Annotated in this window: 16 protein-coding genes and 1 pseudogene; 9 read left to right on the top strand and 8 right to left on the bottom strand. The window is 62.8% G+C overall.

From position 1 onward, the window contains the following. Positions 1-107: 107 nt before the first annotated feature. Positions 108-857: a sulfite exporter TauE/SafE family protein gene (locus tag C4K27_RS21920; RefSeq protein WP_053262159.1), complete on the top strand. Its 750-nt coding sequence runs from the start codon at positions 108-110 to the stop codon at positions 855-857. Here C4K27_RS21920 and C4K27_RS21915 read toward each other — a convergent pair. Further along, a complete protein-coding gene (locus tag C4K27_RS21915) occupies positions 847-1,701 on the bottom strand; it encodes a LysR substrate-binding domain-containing protein (protein WP_162235140.1) in 855 nt (284 codons plus the stop codon). The genes C4K27_RS21920 and C4K27_RS21915 overlap by 11 nt on opposite strands. Before the next feature lie 97 nt (positions 1,702-1,798). On the opposite strand from C4K27_RS21915, the gene C4K27_RS21910 reads away from it, so the two are divergent. Further along, a complete protein-coding gene (locus C4K27_RS21910) occupies positions 1,799-2,020 on the top strand; it encodes a DUF1127 domain-containing protein (protein ID WP_053262157.1) in 222 nt (73 codons plus the stop codon). Positions 2,021-2,084: 64 nt separating this feature from the next. Beyond that, positions 2,085-3,296 (top strand): winged helix-turn-helix domain-containing protein, encoded by a 1,212-nt coding sequence (locus C4K27_RS21905; RefSeq protein WP_053262156.1) that lies wholly within the window; start codon positions 2,085-2,087, stop codon positions 3,294-3,296. 50 nt (positions 3,297-3,346) lie between these two features. Here C4K27_RS21905 and C4K27_RS21900 read toward each other — a convergent pair whose 3' ends face one another. After that, complete coding sequence (locus C4K27_RS21900) at positions 3,347-4,693, bottom strand: class II 3-deoxy-7-phosphoheptulonate synthase (RefSeq protein ID WP_007931431.1); 1,347 nt, start codon at positions 4,691-4,693, stop codon at positions 3,347-3,349. A gap of 161 nt (positions 4,694-4,854) precedes the next feature. Between C4K27_RS21900 and C4K27_RS21895 the strand changes: the two genes are divergently transcribed. Continuing rightward, positions 4,855-5,610 carry a spermidine synthase gene (locus C4K27_RS21895; protein ID WP_007931432.1) on the top strand — a complete coding sequence of 252 codons (756 nt, stop codon included), beginning with the start codon at positions 4,855-4,857 and terminating at the stop codon, positions 5,608-5,610. Between the two features lie 77 nt (positions 5,611-5,687). Here C4K27_RS21895 and C4K27_RS21890 read toward each other — a convergent pair whose 3' ends face one another. Both C4K27_RS21890 and C4K27_RS31295 read right to left on the bottom strand, forming a co-directional pair. After that, entirely contained in the window at positions 5,688-6,479 is a 792-nt protein-coding gene (locus C4K27_RS21890) for a crotonase/enoyl-CoA hydratase family protein (protein ID WP_009044947.1), read from the bottom strand. Continuing rightward, positions 6,445-6,780 (bottom strand): hypothetical protein, encoded by a 336-nt coding sequence (locus C4K27_RS31295; protein WP_164523770.1) that lies wholly within the window; start codon positions 6,778-6,780, stop codon positions 6,445-6,447. The genes C4K27_RS21890 and C4K27_RS31295 overlap by 35 nt, the downstream gene beginning before the upstream one ends. A gap of 85 nt (positions 6,781-6,865) precedes the next feature. Here C4K27_RS31295 and C4K27_RS21880 point away from each other — a divergent pair. Next, positions 6,866-8,573 (top strand): annotated as a pseudogene (locus tag C4K27_RS21880) (DEAD/DEAH box helicase). 113 nt (positions 8,574-8,686) lie between these two features. Here the strand turns inward: C4K27_RS21880 and C4K27_RS21875 are convergent. Next, a complete protein-coding gene (locus tag C4K27_RS21875; RefSeq protein WP_053262155.1) occupies positions 8,687-9,454 on the bottom strand; it encodes a DODA-type extradiol aromatic ring-opening family dioxygenase in 768 nt (255 codons plus the stop codon). A 101-nt stretch (positions 9,455-9,555) separates the two neighbouring features. On the opposite strand from C4K27_RS21875, the gene C4K27_RS21870 reads away from it, so the two are divergent. Continuing rightward, a complete protein-coding gene (locus C4K27_RS21870) occupies positions 9,556-10,212 on the top strand; it encodes a thiopurine S-methyltransferase (RefSeq protein WP_053262154.1) in 657 nt (218 codons plus the stop codon). Between the two features lie 69 nt (positions 10,213-10,281). Here C4K27_RS21870 and htpX read toward each other — a convergent pair whose 3' ends face one another. Together htpX and C4K27_RS21860 are read right to left on the bottom strand one after the other, a co-directional pair. Further along, positions 10,282-11,172: a protease HtpX gene (gene htpX / locus C4K27_RS21865; protein WP_007931437.1), complete on the bottom strand. Its 891-nt coding sequence runs from the start codon at positions 11,170-11,172 to the stop codon at positions 10,282-10,284. A 301-nt stretch (positions 11,173-11,473) separates the two neighbouring features. After that, the gene (locus tag C4K27_RS21860; RefSeq protein ID WP_007931438.1) at positions 11,474-12,685 is read right to left on the bottom strand and encodes a pyridoxal phosphate-dependent aminotransferase; all 1,212 of its coding nucleotides are present in this window, start codon (positions 12,683-12,685) and stop codon (positions 11,474-11,476) included. A 224-nt stretch (positions 12,686-12,909) separates the two neighbouring features. Between C4K27_RS21860 and msrB the strand changes: the two genes are divergently transcribed. From msrB to C4K27_RS21845, 3 genes are all read left to right on the top strand, one after another. After that, a complete protein-coding gene (msrB, locus tag C4K27_RS21855) occupies positions 12,910-13,302 on the top strand; it encodes a peptide-methionine (R)-S-oxide reductase MsrB (protein ID WP_009050114.1) in 393 nt (130 codons plus the stop codon). A gap of 112 nt (positions 13,303-13,414) precedes the next feature. Beyond that, positions 13,415-13,900, top strand: a complete 486-nt coding sequence (locus C4K27_RS21850) for a glutathione peroxidase (RefSeq protein WP_007931440.1) — start codon at positions 13,415-13,417, stop codon at positions 13,898-13,900. Beyond that, positions 13,897-14,358, top strand: a complete 462-nt coding sequence (locus C4K27_RS21845) for a MarR family winged helix-turn-helix transcriptional regulator (protein ID WP_007931441.1) — start codon at positions 13,897-13,899, stop codon at positions 14,356-14,358. Before C4K27_RS21850 ends, C4K27_RS21845 begins: the two co-directional genes overlap by 4 nt. Here C4K27_RS21845 and C4K27_RS21840 read toward each other — a convergent pair. After that, entirely contained in the window at positions 14,342-16,663 is a 2,322-nt protein-coding gene (locus tag C4K27_RS21840; protein WP_053262153.1) for a hybrid sensor histidine kinase/response regulator, read from the bottom strand. The genes C4K27_RS21845 and C4K27_RS21840 overlap by 17 nt on opposite strands. Positions 16,664-16,763 lie beyond the last annotated feature (100 nt).

Genomic DNA, 16,763 nt, shown 5'->3' with positions numbered 1-16,763 from the left:
GGTGGGTATTTGCTTGTGCGAATTTGGCAAAGCCATTGTGCGTTGCTGTGCGTTTCCGCACCAGAGCCGACTGCGTAGCATGCAAGGCCTGAGTGAGGAGAGCAGCGGTGATCGATTTAGCGATGTATGTGGTATTGGGCGCGGCGCTGGGCACGGTGGGCGGCTTGTTCGGGATCGGTGGAGGGCTGATTGCGATTCCGGTGCTGGGCGTGCTGTTCGGGCTGGACCAGCAGATCGCCCAGGGCACGGCGTTGGTGATGGTGGTGCCGAACGTGATGCTCGCGCTGTGGCGTTATCACCAGCGCAACCGGATCGAGGCGCGCCAGGCGTTGCCGTTGGCCCTGATGGGCTTCAGTTTTGCCTGGCTCGGTTCGATCTGGGCGGTGGGCATCGATGCCCAAGTCATGCGGATCGGCTTCGTCGCGTTCCTGGTGGCCTTGTCGGCCTACAACCTGTTGCGCATGTTCCTGGCCAATGCCCCGGCTTCGGCGCAGATGCGCTATCCCTGGCCGTGGCTCGGTGTGCTGGGTGCGGCTTCCGGGGCCATGGGCGGGCTGTTCGGCGTCGGCGGCGCGGTGGTTGCCACCCCGGTGCTGACCAGCGTGTTCGGCACCACCCAGGTGGTCGCCCAGGGGCTGTCGCTGGCCCTGGCCCTGCCCAGCACCGGGGTGACCCTGGTGACCTACGGGGTGCATCAGGAAGTGGACTGGATGATCGGCCTGCCGCTGGCGGCGGGTGGGTTGTTGAGCATCAGTTGGGGCGTGAAAATCGCCCATGCGCTGCCCGAGCGAATGCTGCGCGGGCTGTTCTGCGGCTTCCTGGTGGTCTGCGCGGTGATGCTCGCCTTTAAAGTTTGAAGCCTTCGACTATGTGCTCGGCCAGGCATTCGGTGATGGGCGAAGGTGTGTTGAGGTTGCGCACCAGCATGATGCTGGCCTCGGGCAGCAGGGGCAGATCTTCGGCGGCGCCCAGGATGCGCATGTCCGGGGTGATCAGGCTTTCCAGCTGCGCGGTGATCGCCAGGCCGGCGCTGACCACGGCCATCAGTGCCGACAGGCTGGAGCTGTTATAGGCGATGCGATAGTCGCGCCCGGTGGCGTCCAGCGCATTGCAGGCCCACTGCCTGCAGAAGCAATCACTGTTGAACATCGCCAGGGGCAGCGGCGTCTGTTCGTGGGGGCAGAACCCCTGGGCCTCGGCCCAGACGAAACGCTCCTTGCGCAGCAACTGGCCGATTTCGCTGCCCGGCTCGCGGGTGACGATGGACAGGTCCAGGTCTTGGCGCAGCAACAATTGCTTGGACGACTCGCAATGCACCTCGATCTGGATCAAGGGATAGGCCTGGGCAAAACGCGACAGGATCCCCGGTAGAAAGCGCATCACGTAATCGTCCGGCGTACCGATGCGCACGGTGCCGACCATGTGCGGCTCGCGCAGAGTGTTGAACACCTCGCTGTGCAGTTTCAGGATGCGCCGTGCGTAACCCAGCAGCACCTGGCCTTCGGCGGTCAGGCGTACCTGCCGGCCCTCCCGCTGGAACAATTGGCGTTGCAGCACATCTTCCTCGAGCCGCTTCATCTGCATGCTCACCGCGGACTGGGTGCGATTGACCTGCTCCCCGGCCTTGGTGAAACCGCCCTGGTCGGCGATGGCGACGAAGGTGCGCAGGACCTCGGTATCAATGCTTGGGTAGCTGGACAATTCATCAAACTCCGAGATGTATTGCATAAGAAACATTCGTTGGATTGATCTTAGCCCTGGGTGGAGACTTGAGCCATCCCCACTGGAGGGCAAGACGATGAAAGGTCAAAAAGGTTTTGTACTGGCTCACCGGTTTGCATGGCATGGCGTTTCCTTGCGGCACCTGCTGCAGAGGATTGTCCGCTGGCGTGAGCTGCACCGTGAACGCAACATGCTGGCCGGCATGAGTGATGAGGCGCTGAAGGATATTGGCCTCAGTCGCGCGGATGTGGAGCGGGAGACCGTGCGGCCGTTCTGGGACGATCCGATGCACAAGTGAATGTCAAAGCGCTACACAAGCCACTTCTCACTGAGGTAGTTTGCGGGCAGACAAGGAGATTGCCATGCCCGCAGAACTGTCCTTTTCCCTCAAGCAGGCTCGGCGTCTGGCGCTGGCCGCCCAGGGTTTTTCCGGGCGGCCACTGCCTGCGACGATCAGGCCCGCACAGCTCAATCGCCTGATCGCGCGTCTGGGTATCCTGCAGATCGATTCGGTCAACGCCCTGGTGCGCTCGCACTACCTGCCGCTGTTTTCCCGCCTTGGTGACTATCCCGCGCAACTGCTGGACCAGGCTGCCTGGAGTCAGGGCCGGCAACGCACGCTGTTCGAATACTGGGGCCACGAAGCCTCGTTGCTGCCGCTGTCGCTGTACCCGCTGATGCGTTGGCGCATGCAGCGGGCCAGCCAGGGGCAGGGGATCTACCAGCAGTTGGCGCGTTTTGGCCAGGAGCAGCAGGCGACTATTCGCCGGGTGCTGGCCGCGGTCGAGGAACAGGGTGCCCTCGGGGCGGGCAGCCTGTCGACCCGCGAGGAACGCGCCGGTCCCTGGTGGGACTGGAGTGCGGAGAAGCATGCGCTGGAATGGCTGTTCGCCGCCGGTGAGGTAACGGTCGCCGGCCGGCGTGGGTTCGAGCGTTTGTACGATTTGCCGGAGCGGGTGATTCCTTCGAGCATCTTGCAGCATTCGCCGCTCAGCGAGGCCGACGCCCAGCGCGGTTTGCTGCTGCATGCCGCCAGCGCCCTGGGCGTGGCCACCGAGAAGGATCTGCGCGACTATTTTCGCCTGGAGTCGGCAGACAGCCGGGCGCGCCTGGCGGAATTGCTGGAGGGCGGCGAACTGCTGGCCTGCGAGGTGGCAGGCTGGAAGCAAGCGGCGTATTGCCTGCCAGAGGCCAAGGTGCCGCGCAGTGTGCCGGCCAGCGCCTTGCTTTCTCCCTTCGATTCGCTGATCTGGGAACGCAGTCGCACCGAGCGCCTGTTCGATTTCCGCTATCGCCTGGAGATCTACACCCCACAGCATAAGCGGGTGTACGGCTATTACGTGCTGCCGTTTCTGCACCACGAACGGATCGCCGCGCGGGTCGACCTGCGGGCAGAAAGGGCGCAGGGGCGCCTGGCGGTGCATGCCGTGCATGAGGAGGATCTGGGGTTGGACGAGCAGGGGATGCAGGCGCTGGCGAGCAGCTTGCGGAGCATGGCCGACTGGCTGGGGCTGGCCAACGTCCAGCTCAATTGCCCAAGGGACAGCGCCCAGCGCTTGCGCGCGTTTCTTTGACCAGCATCGATCATCCAGCACCGTGCCCTGGATGATCGAATGCTAGGGGTTCAACGCTTGACCTGTTTCAAGGTCTCGGCAATCAGGAACGCCAGCTCCAGCGACTGATCGGCGTTCATCCGTGGGTCGCAATGGGTGTGGTAGCGATCCGACAAAGCATCTTCGGTAATCGGCCGCGCACCACCGATGCACTCGGTGACGTTCTGCCCGGTCATCTCGATGTGGATACCGCCGGCATAACTGCCCTCGGCTTCGTGGACCTGGAAGAACTGCTTCACCTCATTGAGAATCTGCGCGAAATCGCGGGTCTTGTAACCGCTGCTGGCCTTGATGGTGTTGCCATGCATCGGGTCGGAACTCCACAGCACCTTCTTGCCTTCGCCTTCCACCGCGCGGATCAGCTGCGGCAGGTGGTCGCCGACCTTGTTCACGCCCATGCGCACGATCAGATTCAGGCGGCCTGGATCGTTGTCCGGGTTGAGGATGTCGATCAGGCGGATCAGCTCCTCAGTGTTCATGCTCGGGCCCACCTTGACCCCGATCGGGTTATTCACCCCGCGCAGGAATTCGACGTGGGCGCCGTCGAGCTGGCGGGTGCGATCGCCGATCCACAACATGTGCGCCGAGCAGTCGTAATAGTCGTTGGTCAGGCTGTCGCGACGGACGAAGGCTTCCTCATAGTTCAGCAGCAGCGCCTCGTGGGCGGTGAAGAAGCTGGTCTCGCGCAGCTGCGGCGAGCTGTCCATGCCGCAGGCGCGCATGAAGGCCAGGGTTTCGTCGATGCGGTCGGCCAGCTGGCTGTACTTCTCGGCCAGGGCGGAGTTGGCGATGAAGTCCAGGTTCCATTTGTGCACCTGGTGCAGGTCAGCAAAACCGCCCTGGGCAAAGGCGCGCAGCAGGTTCAGGGTGGCGGTGGCCTGGTGATAGGACTGCAGCAGGCGGTCCGGGTCCGGCACCCGGCTTTTCGCATCGAAACCTATGCCGTTGACGATGTCGCCGCGGTAGGCCGGCAGGGTCACGCCATTGATGGTTTCGTCATTGGCCGAGCGCGGCTTGGCGAACTGGCCGGCCATGCGCCCGACCTTGACCACCGGGCAACCGGCGGCGAAGGTCATGACAATCGCCATCTGCAGCAGGACCTTGAAGGTGTCACGGATCTTCGCCGCCGAGAACTCGGCGAAGCTCTCGGCGCAATCGCCACCCTGCAGCAGAAAGGCTCGGCCCTGGGTCACTTCGGCAAACTGGCGGCGCAACTCCCGGGCTTCGCCGGCAAATACCAGCGGCGGGTAGCTGGCCAGGGTCTGCTCGACCTGCAACAGGTGTGCGGCGTCGGGGTAGACGGGTTGTTGCTGGATCGGCAGGGCGCGCCAGCTGTCAGGGCTCCAGGGTTGGCTCATCACGGACTCGGGTGTTTTTAAGGTCGGACAGGCATGTTATCAGCAATTAGTGCGTGACCTGTTCCCGCCGGTTCGCGGACAATCGCGCCTTTCCCGCTCGGCGCCGAGCGGCCGGTTTATCGCGACGGCGAGGTTGAGCCCCGTCGCGGCTAGGAGAAGAGATGACTGAGGAGCGCGTCGAGCGCCTGCTCGCCGAAGTGCACGATGAGTTCGGCATGATTCGGGTACTGGAAGTGGCGGATTACCGCTTCCTCGAATTTGGCGATGCCATCGAGCAGAGCTGTGTGTTTACCGCCGACCCGAGCTGGCTGGAGTACGACTACACCCGCGCCATGCTGATCGGTGCGCTGTGCCATGAGCAGCCCGAGAGCGCGCTGTTTCTCGGCCTGGGCGCCGGCACCCTGACTCAGGCCTGCCTCAAGTTCCTGCCGCTGGACGATGTCGAGGCCATCGAGCTGCGCCCCGACGTGCCGCGCCTGGCTATCGAGTACCTGGGGCTGGATGACGATCCGCGTCTGTATATCCGGGTCGGCGATGCGCTCGAACTGCTGGACAGCGCCGAGTCGGCGGACCTGATTTTCGTCGACCTGTACACCGACGTCGGGCCGGGCGTCGGACACTTGGCCTGGGGGTTCCTGGAAAACTGCCAGAAGCGCCTCAACCCGGGCGGCTGGCTGGTGATCAACCAGTGGGCCACCGACGATGGTAAGCCGCTCGGTGCAGCCTTGCTGCGCGGGCTTTACCATCGGCACTACTGGGAGCTGCCGGTGAAGGAGGGCAACGTGATTCTGATCGTGCCGTCCGACCTGGAGCAGGGGCTGGACATGGACGGCCTGAGCGCCCGGGCCGAGGCGCTGGCGCCACGCCTGGGCTATTCGTTGCAGTCGTTGATCAAGTGCATCCGTCCGGCGACCTGAGTTTGCTGGCCGAGCGCATCTGTAGGAGCGAGGCTTGCCCGCGATAGGCCCTCACATTCACCACGGGTTCAGGCCGCTCAACACCCCTTGAACACCCCCGGGCGCTTCTCGACCATTGCTCGCACACCTTCCTTGGCGTCCTCGCTGTTCAACAGCGCCTTCACCAGCGGCGGTAGCCCCTGCGCTGCCGCGCTTTCTCCTTCGAGCCGCGCTTGTCGGGCCGACATCAGGGTGGCCTGAACCCCCAGCGGCGCCTGACAGGCGATCCGTTCGGCGAGGGCCAGGGCGCGGGGCAACAGGTCTTCGCTGGCCATTACCTCCTGCACCAGCCCCAGGCGCAGAGCTTCATGGGCGTCGAATTCGTCGCCGGTGAGCAACCAGCGCATGGCGTTGCCCCAGCCGGCGATCTGATGCAGGCGCAGGGTGGCGCCGCCGAACGGAAAGATGCCGCGTTGCACTTCCAACTGGGCGAAGCGGGTATTGCTGGCGCACAGGTTGATATCCGCCGCCAGCATCAGCTCGATGCCGATGGTCAGGCAGTAGCCCTGCACCGCGACTATCACCGGTTTGCTGACCCGCGGCCCGGCAAAGACACCCCAGGGATCGCAACCGCCGGCCGGTGCCTGCCAGCCTTCGGCGAGTTTCGCCCCGACGTTGGCCAGGTCCAGCCCCGCGGTGAAGTGCTCGCCATGGCCGAACACCACGGCGACCCGGGCCTCGCTGCTGGCCTCGAACTCGCCGTAGGCCAGGCTGAGTTGATCGAGCAGCTGCAGGTCGAAGGCATTGCGCTTGGCGACCCGGTCCAGGCCGATGAGGAAGAGATGACCACGTTGTTCACGGCTGACGCGACTGCAACTGGGCTGGCTCATGGGGCATTTCCTCGGACGGTAAAGAGTGTCTCGGACCGACGGTATCGGCCGGCAAGATGAACCGTTTAAGCGTCATCCCCCGACAGGCGTGGGCCTGTGCAAAATAGACCTTTGCCGAATTATCCGCAAAGCCTGTGACAACTAGGTATTCAGCGGGTTTTTCCGATAAAAAAAACTCCCTTTTTTGAGTAATTCCGGTATAGTGCGCGCCGGCCTTTAACCGGGCCTCGTTTAGGTGATGCAATTCCCCGAAGTCAGCTTCGGCTGCTTGTCCGCTGCGCGGACTATCCTTGACGTTCATTTCTTTCAATCGTTTTCGCAAATCCCCGCCGACAAAGCTGCCAGGGTGACTCTTGAGTCTTACACGGCATGCGCAGCTTTGGAGCATGGGTCTTTGCGGATGCACTTAGAGGCAGACCCATGACCCAGGAAATCGGCGGCTTCGCCGCTCTTGAACTTCATCCCAATATTGTCGCTGCAGTAGTCGCTACCGGCTATGAAGAGCCTTCGGCCATTCAGCAGCAGTCGATCCCGATCATCCTCGCCGGTCACGATATGATTGGTCAGGCGCAAACCGGTACCGGTAAGACCGCCGCGTTCGCCCTGCCTATCCTGCACCGCATTGATCCGTCCAAGCGCGAGCCGCAAGCTCTGATCCTGGCCCCAACCCGTGAGTTGGCGCTGCAAGTTGCAACCGCTTTCGAAACCTACGCCAAGCAAATGCCGGGCGTAACTGTTGTGGCTGTCTACGGCGGCGCGCCGATGGGCCCACAACTGAAAGCAATCCGTAATGGCGCACAGATCGTTGTCGCCACTCCGGGCCGTCTGTGCGACCACCTGCGTCGCGACGAAAAAGTCCTGGCTACCGTGAACCATCTGGTTCTCGACGAAGCCGACGAAATGCTGAAGCTGGGCTTCATGGATGACCTGGAAGTCATCTTCAAGGCCATGCCGGAAACCCGTCAGACCGTACTGTTCTCGGCCACCCTGCCGCAGTCGATCCGTGCGATCGCCGAGCGTCACCTGAAGGACCCGAAACACGTCAAGATCCAGAGCAAGACTCAGACCGTCACCGCGATCGAGCAGGCCCACCTGTTGGTTCACGCTGACCAGAAGACTTCTGCCGTTCTCAGTCTGCTGGAAGTGGAAGATTTCGACGCCCTGATCATGTTCGTGCGCACCAAGCAAGCGACCCTGGACCTGGCCAGTGCCCTGGAAGCCAAAGGCTACAAGGCCGCTGCGCTGAACGGCGACATCGCCCAGAACCAGCGTGAGCGTGTGATCGACTCCCTCAAGGATGGCCGCCTGGACATCGTTGTGGCGACCGACGTTGCGGCCCGTGGCCTGGACGTACCGCGCATCACCCACGTATTCAACGTGGACATGCCGTACGACCCGGAATCCTACGTGCACCGTATCGGCCGTACTGGCCGTGCCGGTCGCGAAGGTCGTGCGCTGCTGCTGGTGACTCCACGCGAGCGCCGCATGCTGCAAGTGATCGAGCGTGTAACCGGTCAGAAGGTTGCCGAGGTTCGCCTGCCGGACGCTCAAGCCGTTCTCGACGCGCGCATCAAGAAGCTGACCAACAGCCTGTCGCCGCTGGTCGCTGACGCTGAATCGACCCACGGTGATCTGCTGGATCGCCTGACCGCCGATATCGGTTGCAGCCCGCGTGCCCTGGCCGCGGCCCTGCTGCGCAAGGCCACCAACGGTCAGGCGCTGAACCTGGCAGCGATCGAGAAGGAACGCCCACTGGTGCCGAACAGCGCGCCACGTGGCGACCGTCCTGAGCGTTCCGGCGATCGTCCTGATCGCGGTGAGCGTGAGCGTCGCGCGCCGATGCCTCTGGCTGAAGGTCGTGCCCGTTGCCGTACCGCGCTGGGCGCGCGTGACGGTATCGCGGCCAAGAACCTGCTGGGCGCCATCCTCAACGAAGGCGGCCTGGCCCGCGAAGCCATCGGTCGCATCCAGGTGCGTGACAGCTTCAGCCTGGTCGAGCTGCCGGAGGAAGGTCTGGAGCGTCTGCTGACCAAGCTGAAGGACACTCGCGTGGCCGGCAAGCAGTTGAAGCTGCGTCGCTATCGCGAAGACTGATCAGTACTGAGCTGATTGGTTGAACGAAAAAATCCCCGCCTGGTGCGGGGATTTTTTTTGCCTGGGGGTTGGATCAGTTGTCGCATCGTGATGCTCCGGGCCCGGCAAGGGCATCAACCGAAACGATAGATATCCATGCCCAGCGCGCCCATGGTGAAGCCTTGATGGGCGATGCTGAAGTCGCCACCGGCGCCTCTGGCGAAGTACAGCGGCAGCAGGTGTTCATCGCTGGGGTGGCTGCGCACGGCATTCGGCGCCTGGCGACGGTAGTCGTGCAACGCGGCTTCATCGTTGGCGGCGAGTTTCTCGATCATCCAGTCGCGGAACGCCCTGGCCCACGGCTCGATGCTTTCCGGGCCGGCGTGCCAATCCAGTTCGCGCAGGTTGTGGGTAATGCTGCCCGAGCCGATCAATAGCACCCCTTGTTGCCGCAGGCTGGACAGAGCATGGCCGACCTGGGTCTGCAAGGCCGGGCCCATTCGGCTGGGTAGGGAAACCTGGACCACCGGAATATCCGCCTGTGGGTACATCAGCGACAGCGGCACCCAGACCCCATGGTCGAACGGGCGCTGGTCGTCGAGCTGCGCCGGCAGGCCGTCGGCCCTGAGCAACTGCGCCACCTGTTCCGCCAGTTCAGGCTGGCCGGGGGCGGGGTATTGCACGGCGAACAGCGCTGCGGGGAAGCCACCGAAGTCATGCCAGGTTTGCGGTTGCGGATTGCTGCTGACCCGCAGGTCCTGGCTTTCCCAGTGGGCCGACACCACCACTATGGCCTTGGGGCGCGGCAGCTCGGCGGCCAGGCGGGCGAGGGCCGGGCCGCTGGCGCCGGGTTCCAGAGCGAGCATCGGTGATCCGTGGGAGATGAACAGGCTAGGGAGCATGAATGAGGTCCTGAGCGTTAAGATGCACCATCTTCAATCAGATCATTGATCTGAATCTAATATAAGTTTTTGTGGTTTTTGATCGAATTTCAGGGTGATTTATGCAGCCGGAGTTTTGGCACAAACGGTGGGAACAAAATCAGATCGGCTTCCATTTGTCCGAGGTTAATCCTTACCTGCAACGCTACTGGCCCCAGCTGGAGCTGGCGCCGGGTTCGCGGGTACTGGTGCCGCTGTGCGGCAAGAGCCTGGACCTGAGCTGGCTGGCCAGCCAGGGCCATCAGGTGCTGGGTATCGAGTTGTCGGAGAAGGCCATCCAGGACTTTTTCAGTGAGCAGCAGGTGCAGCCGCAGGTTGAGCTTCGAGGCGGATTCAAAGTCTATGAGTACGGCCCGATCCAGCTCTGGTGCGGCGACTTTTTTGCCCTGCAGGCCACGGATGTCACCGACTGCCAGGCGTTGTACGACCGCGCAGCGTTGATCGCCTTGCCGCCGCAGATGCGTGAGCGGTATACGGCGCATCTGCAATCGGTCCTGCCTCAGGGCTGCCAGGGGCTGTTGATCACCCTGGATTACGACCAGGAGTTGATGGCGGGGCCGCCTTTCGCCGTGCTCGATGACGAGGTCAAGGCCTTGCTCGGTAAGCGCTGGCAGCTGCAGGTCGAGGAGGTGCGGGACATTCTTGGCGAGAGCTGGAAGTTTCTCCAGGGCGGCGTGACCCGCCTCGAAGAACGGGTCTATCGCTTGCTGGCGCGCTGAGCCCCGGTCTTTTTCCAGGCCATGAAAAAGGGCGACTTGCGTCGCCCTTTTTTGTGTTTGCCAGCGTTATCAGCCGCGACGACGGCTCAGGGCGTCGATACGTTCTTCCAGCGGAGGGTGGCTCATGAACATGCGAGCCAAGCCTTGTTTGAGGCCACCGTTGATGCCGAAGGCATTCAGGGTGTCGGGCATGTGCACCGGCAGGCCCTGTTCCGAGCGCAGGCGTTGCAGGGCACCGATCATTGCCGCGGTACCGGCCAGTTGTGCGCCGGCTTCGTCGGCACGGAATTCGCGCTTGCGCGAGAACCACATGACGATGGCGCTGGCCAGGATGCCCAGGACCAGTTCGGCGAAGATGGTCGCGATGTAGTAGGCGATACCCTGGCCTTCTTCGTTCTTGAAGATCACCTTGTCGACGAAGTTGCCGATGATGCGCGCGAAGAACATCACGAAGGTGTTCACCACGCCCTGGATCAGCGCCAGGGTGACCATGTCGCCGTTGGCCACGTGACCGATCTCGTGGGCCAGCACGGCTTTCACTTCATCGGGCGAGAAACGCTCGAGCAGGCCCTGGCTGACCGCAACCAGCGCGTCGTTCTTGTTCCAGCCGGTGGCGAAGGCGTTGGCCTCGTAGGCCGGGAAAATACCGACTTCGGGCATCTTGATCCCGGCTTCGCGGGACAGTTGCTCGACGGTTTGCAGCAGCCATTGCTCATGACGAGTACGAGGCTGGGTAATGATCTGGGTGCTGGTGCTCATTTTCGCCATCCACTTGGAGATGAACAGCGAGAACAGGGAACCGGCGAAACCAAAGACCGCACAGAAAACCAGCAGCTGATTGAGGTTGAGATCAACCCCATTGGCCGCCATGAACCCGTTGAAGCCGAAAAGGCTCAGGGTGATGCTGGCAATCAGCACGACCGCCAGGTTAGTGGCCAAGAACAGCAGGATGCGCATCATGGTTGTAGAAATCTCCTCATGCTAAAGATGTAGCGTTCTGCGGGGTATATAAGGTGCGGCACCGGCCTATTCAACCGGGTGACTATTTCAAACTGTGTCCTGCAGGCTGATTTTAGACGCTTGCATGAGCTTTCTGTCGCAGTTGGGCAGCCACCGGAAGCCGAGCAGCACTTCAGAGGCATGCAACCACTGGGTACAAGGCGCAAGGCAAAGATACAGAAGGGTAGGCGTAGCAGGGAGTACAGAAGTGTTGCTGAATTAATCGCAGTGCGACCGGGGCGGCCGCACTGCGTTGCAAGGCTTACTGGCGATACGACTTGAGGAAGCTGCCGATACGGCCGATCGCCTGTTCCAGGTCATCGACCCGTGGCAGGGTCACGACGCGGAAGTGGTCCGGCCATGGCCAGTTGAAGGCGGTGCCCTGAACCACCAGCAGTTTCTCCGAGAGCAGCAGGTCCAGGACGAACTTCTCGTCGTTGTGGATCGGGCAGACTTTCGGGTCGATTTTCGGGAAGGCGTACAGCGCGCCCATGGGCTTGACGCAACTGACGCCGGGGATGTCGTTGAGCAGTTCCCAGGTGCGGTTGCGCTGTTCCAGCAAGCGGCCTGGGGGCAGCACCAGGTCGTTGATGCTCTGATAACCGCCCAGCGCCGTTTGGATGGCGTGCTGGCTCGGCACGTTGGCGCACAGGCGCATGTTGGCCAGCATGTCGATGCCTTCGATGTAGCTCTGGGCATGGTGCTTGGGACCGGAAATGGCCACCCAGCCGGAACGGAAACCGGCCACCCGGTAGGACTTGGACAGGCCGTTGAAGGTCAGGCACAGCAGGTCAGGCGCCAGGGAGGCGGTGCAGACGTGCACGGCATCATCGTAGAGGATCTTGTCGTAGATCTCGTCGGAGAACACCACCAGGTTGTGCTGGCGTGCCAGCTCTAGCATGTCCAGCAACACTGCCTTGGGGTACACCGCGCCGGTCGGGTTGTTCGGGTTGATGATCACCAGGGCCTTGGTGTTCGGGGTGATCTTGGCCTTGATGTCGGCGATGTCCGGCCACCAGTTGGCCTGCTCGTCGCACAGGTAGTGCACCGGGTTGCCGCCGGCCAGGCTCACGGCCGCGGTCCACAGCGGATAGTCCGGGGCCGGGACCAGCACTTCGTCACCATTGTTGAGCAGGGCCTGCATGGCCATGACGATCAGTTCGGAAACGCCGTTGCCCAGGTAGATGTCTTCGATGCCGACGCCTTCCACCTGCTTTTGCTGGTAGTACTGCATGACGGCCTTGCGCGCGCTGAACAGGCCCTTGGAGTCGCTGTAGCCCTGTGCGGTCGGCAGGTTGCGGATCACGTCCTGGAGGATTTCGTCCGGCGCTTCGAAACCAAAAGGCGCCGGGTTGCCGATGTTCAGCTTGAGGATGCGATGGCCTTCCTCTTCCAGGCGTTTGGCGTGCTTGAGCACTGGGCCGCGAATGTCATAACAGACGTTGGCGAGCTTGTTCGATTTGCTGACCTGCATGGCGATGTGTTCCCGAAAATGAACGATCCAGACGGTGAGTGGGCTACCGTACTGGGAATCCTGCGTTTGCACACAGGCCTGAAGCCTGGGTTCGCGGCGGCAAAATCCGTTTGAACCCGTGTAACACGGCTGCCAGACTGGCGTCTAACGAGGCGCAATCATACGTGCCGCCCGATCCGTGGAAAAGATACAGATCGGGCTTTTTCAGTTGCAGAGGAAGGACCATGGAAAAGCTGGAAAAAACCCTTGAAGAATGGCGTGCCATGCTCGATCCGGAGCAGTACAACGTCTGCCGCCTCAAAGGCACCGAGCGGCCGTTCTCGGGCAAGTACAACGCCACCAAGACCGACGGTGTGTATCACTGCATCTGCTGCAATGCGCCGTTATTCGACTCCAAGGCCAAATTCGACTCCGGTTGCGGCTGGCCGAGCTTCTACGAGCCGATCGGCGAGAGCGCCATGGTCGAGATCCGTGACCTGAGCCACGGCATGATCCGTACCGAAGTGGTCTGCGCCAAATGCGATGCGCACCTGGGGCATGTGTTCCCGGACGGTCCGCCGCCGACCGGCCTGCGCTACTGCATCAACTCGGTGTGCCTGGACCTGGTTCCACGCTGACCGGAGCGAGCGGCCAAGGCGATTTTTCGGAATCGCTTTTCGATTTATTAAATTGCGCACAATTTAATTGAGTACTACTTTTATCGGACCTTTCATTTCTGGAGTCCGCACCATGAGTGACACATTGCTGAACATCCCGTGCACCACCATCAAGGGCGAGCAAAAGACCCTGGCCGACTTCGCCGGCAAGGCCGTGCTGGTGGTCAACACTGCGAGCAAGTGCGGTTTCACCCCGCAGTACAAGGGCCTGGAAGAACTGTGGCAGACCTACAAGGACCGGGGCCTGGTGGTGCTGGGCTTTCCCTGCAACCAGTTCGGCAAGCAGGAGCCGGGCAACGAAGGGGCCATTTCCGAGTTCTGCGAGCTGAACTACGGCGTCAGCTTTCCGCTGTTCAAGAAGATCGACGTCAATGGCGCCGAGGCGCATCCGCTGTTCGTGCAGTTGAAAAAACGCGCGCCGGGGGTATTGGGTTCCCAGGGCATCAAGTGGAACTTCACCAAGTTCCTGATCGGCAAGGACGGTGCGCTGGTCAAGCGTTTCGCCCCGGCCACCAAGCCCCAGGACCTGACCGGCGAGATCGAAGCCCTGCTCAAATGACCGACCTGTTCGCCGATTCGCTGAAACTCGACAGCCAGCTGTGCTTCAAGCTGTACGCCGCCTCGCGGGCCGTGGTGCGGGGCTATAAGCCGATGCTCGACCAGTTGGGGCTGACCTACCCGCAGTACCTGGTGATGCTGGTGCTCTGGGAGTGGCAGGCCACGCCCCCCGAGCTGCCGACGGTCAAGGCGCTGGGGGAGCGCCTGGCGCTGGATTCCGGGACCCTGACGCCGTTGCTCAAGCGCCTTGAACAGCTGCAACTGGTGCAGCGCCAGCGATCGTCCCGCGACGAGCGCGAGGTGCACCTGAGCCTGAGCGCGGCCGGCCTGGCGCTGCGCGATCAGGTGCCGCCGCTCAAGGCGGCGCTGTTATGCGACAGCGGGGTCGACCTCGACAGCCTGAGCGAATTGCGCCATGGCCTGGACCGTCTGCTGGCCCAGGTCAAAGCGCTGTCGTAGTCGGCACCCAGAGGTCCAGCAGGGCAATCAGCTCTTCACGGCGGAAGGGCTTGGACAGGTAGTCGCTCATGCCCGCGGCCCGGCAGCGCTCGCGCTCTTCGGGCATGGCATTGGCGGTCAGGGCGACGATTGGCAGGTCCGGCCAGCGGCCGCTGCGGCGGATCTGCCGACTGGCCTCGTAGCCATCCATCACCGGCATGTTGCAGTCCATCAGCACCAGGTCGAAATGCTGGTGCTCCAGCACGTCCAGGGCTTCGGCGCCCTGAGAGGCGACTGTCACTTCGCAGCCGAGCTTGCTCAGCATGCCTTTGGCCACCAGTTGGTTCACCGGGTTGTCCTCCACCAGCAGGATGAAGGCGCGGCGCAGGGGCGCCAGGGTTTCCAGCTGGGTTTCATTGATCACCGCGGTTTCGGCCAGCAGGGCCCGGCGCAGGGTCTGATACAGGGCGTTGCGCGCCAATGGCCGCGCCTGTTGCTGCAACGGCGCCAGGGCGCTGGCTTCTTCGCTGGGCAGGAAACTGCCGTAGGCGGTGACCAGCAGAATCGGTGCGCCGATGGTCGGGCGCAGGCCGAACAGGCATTCCGGGCAGTCGGTGATCAACAGGTCCGGCTTCTGCCCGAGCAGTGACTCGTCGAGATCGCAGCGCCGATACTCCAGCCCCCAGAACGGCAACTGCACGCTCAACAGTTCGGCCAGGCCACTGCCTTCGGAGGTAATGGCCAGTACCTGGCCGTGCAGCGGCGGCGGTGGGCTGGCTGGCGTGTGGCAGGGCAGCGGCAGGTCGGCACAGAACTGGCTGCCGAAACCCACCTCCGAGCTGATGCTCAGGCGCCCCTGCATGGCTTCGCAGAGGTTGTAGGTCAGGGCCAGGCCCAGGCCGGTGCCGCCGTATTGCCGGGTGATCCCGGCACCGGCCTGGGTATAGGGCTGGAAGATCTTCACTTGGGCCTCGCGGGCGATCCCGATGCCGGTGTCGCAGACTTCGATCCTGACCCCGTCCTCGAACGTACGCAGGCGCACATCGACACGGCCGAAGCGGGTGAACTTGAGGGCGTTGGACAGTAGGTTGCTGACGATCTGCCGCACGCGCGTGGGGTCGCCGAGGACCAGGGCCGGAAACTCCGGCTCGATCAGGCAGGCCAGCTCGACGCTCGGCGCGGCGTTCTGCGACAGCAGGTTGGCGGTGTCTTCCACCAGTACCCCGAGGTCGAAGGGGATGCGCTCCAGCTCCAGCTGGCCGGCGTCGAACTTGGACATGTCGAGAATATCGTTGAGCAGCTCCACCAACACTTTGCCGGAGTCGTGGGCGATCGACAGTTGCTGGCGTTGTTCGGCGTTCAGCGGGCTGTCCAGCGACAGGGCGATCATGCCCAGCAGGCCGTTGAGCGGCGTGCGGATTTCATGGCTCATGTTGGCCAGGAAGGCGGCACGCGCCTGGGCCATGTCGAGGGCGGTGCTACGGGCGACTTCCAGTTCTTCGTTGGACTGGCTCAGCCGGTCGTTGATCGCCTTGAGCTCGGTGGTGCGTGCCGAGACGATGTTTTCCAGCTGCCCGAGATAGTCGGTCAGGCGGTTTTCGGCATTGCGCCGTTGCTGGATCTCGGTGGCCATGTTGTCGAACTGCTGGTTGGCGACCTTGACCAGCACGCCGATCTCGTCCTGTTCGTGGCTGGGCGGGAAGTCCAGCCGGGTCTGGTCGGGGCTGCGCGGATCGCGCCCGCTGAGTTCGCGAATGACGCCGACCAGGGGTTTGGTCAGCATCACGTAGAACAGCGCCAGGAGCAGCCCGGTGAGGATCAGGCTGCGCACGAAACCGTTGATCAGGGTGATTTCCGCACGACGCAGGAAGCGGCTGCCGAACGAGTAGGTGTCGACTTCCAGGTGCAGGACGCCGAGGGATTCCGAGGGCAGGTGGTCGAGGTAAAGGCGGTCCTGGAACTCGCGCTTGGCGCCGAACAGGAAGTCGCTGAGCATCCGGTAGGGGCTTTGCTGGGCCGGCCGGGTGACGTTGGCCAGCAAAGTGTCGTTGTTGTCGATCAGCCGGGCGCGGATGATCGCCGGCGAGCGCAGCAGGCCGAGCGTCAGCTCCTGGGCGAGCTCGGCGTCGATGTTGTAGGCGATACGCGAGGCCGGATTGTGGCTGATTTCCAGGAGCGCGTTGATTTCCCGGTTGATGGAGGCATCTTCACTGGCATAATCGATGCCGATTTGCAGCAGACTGAGCGCCGTCCCCAGGACAAAACCGACCAGCACAGTGAGCCTGGCTTGCTTGTAAGACAGGCGGTTGGTGAACTTGATGTCCATGGGGTGTTGAACCAATTTCCGTTTCCCTTCGCTGGGCAAGCATAGCTGATCATCAGTGTGTGCCGGCAGGGCTCGGCGCCGTTCGCCTGCGGTAGACCTG

This window comes from Pseudomonas chlororaphis subsp. chlororaphis (assembly GCF_003945765.1).
Classification (GTDB): domain Bacteria; phylum Pseudomonadota; class Gammaproteobacteria; order Pseudomonadales; family Pseudomonadaceae; genus Aquipseudomonas; species Aquipseudomonas chlororaphis.
This window is presented reverse-complemented; position numbering and strand designations above follow the sequence as displayed.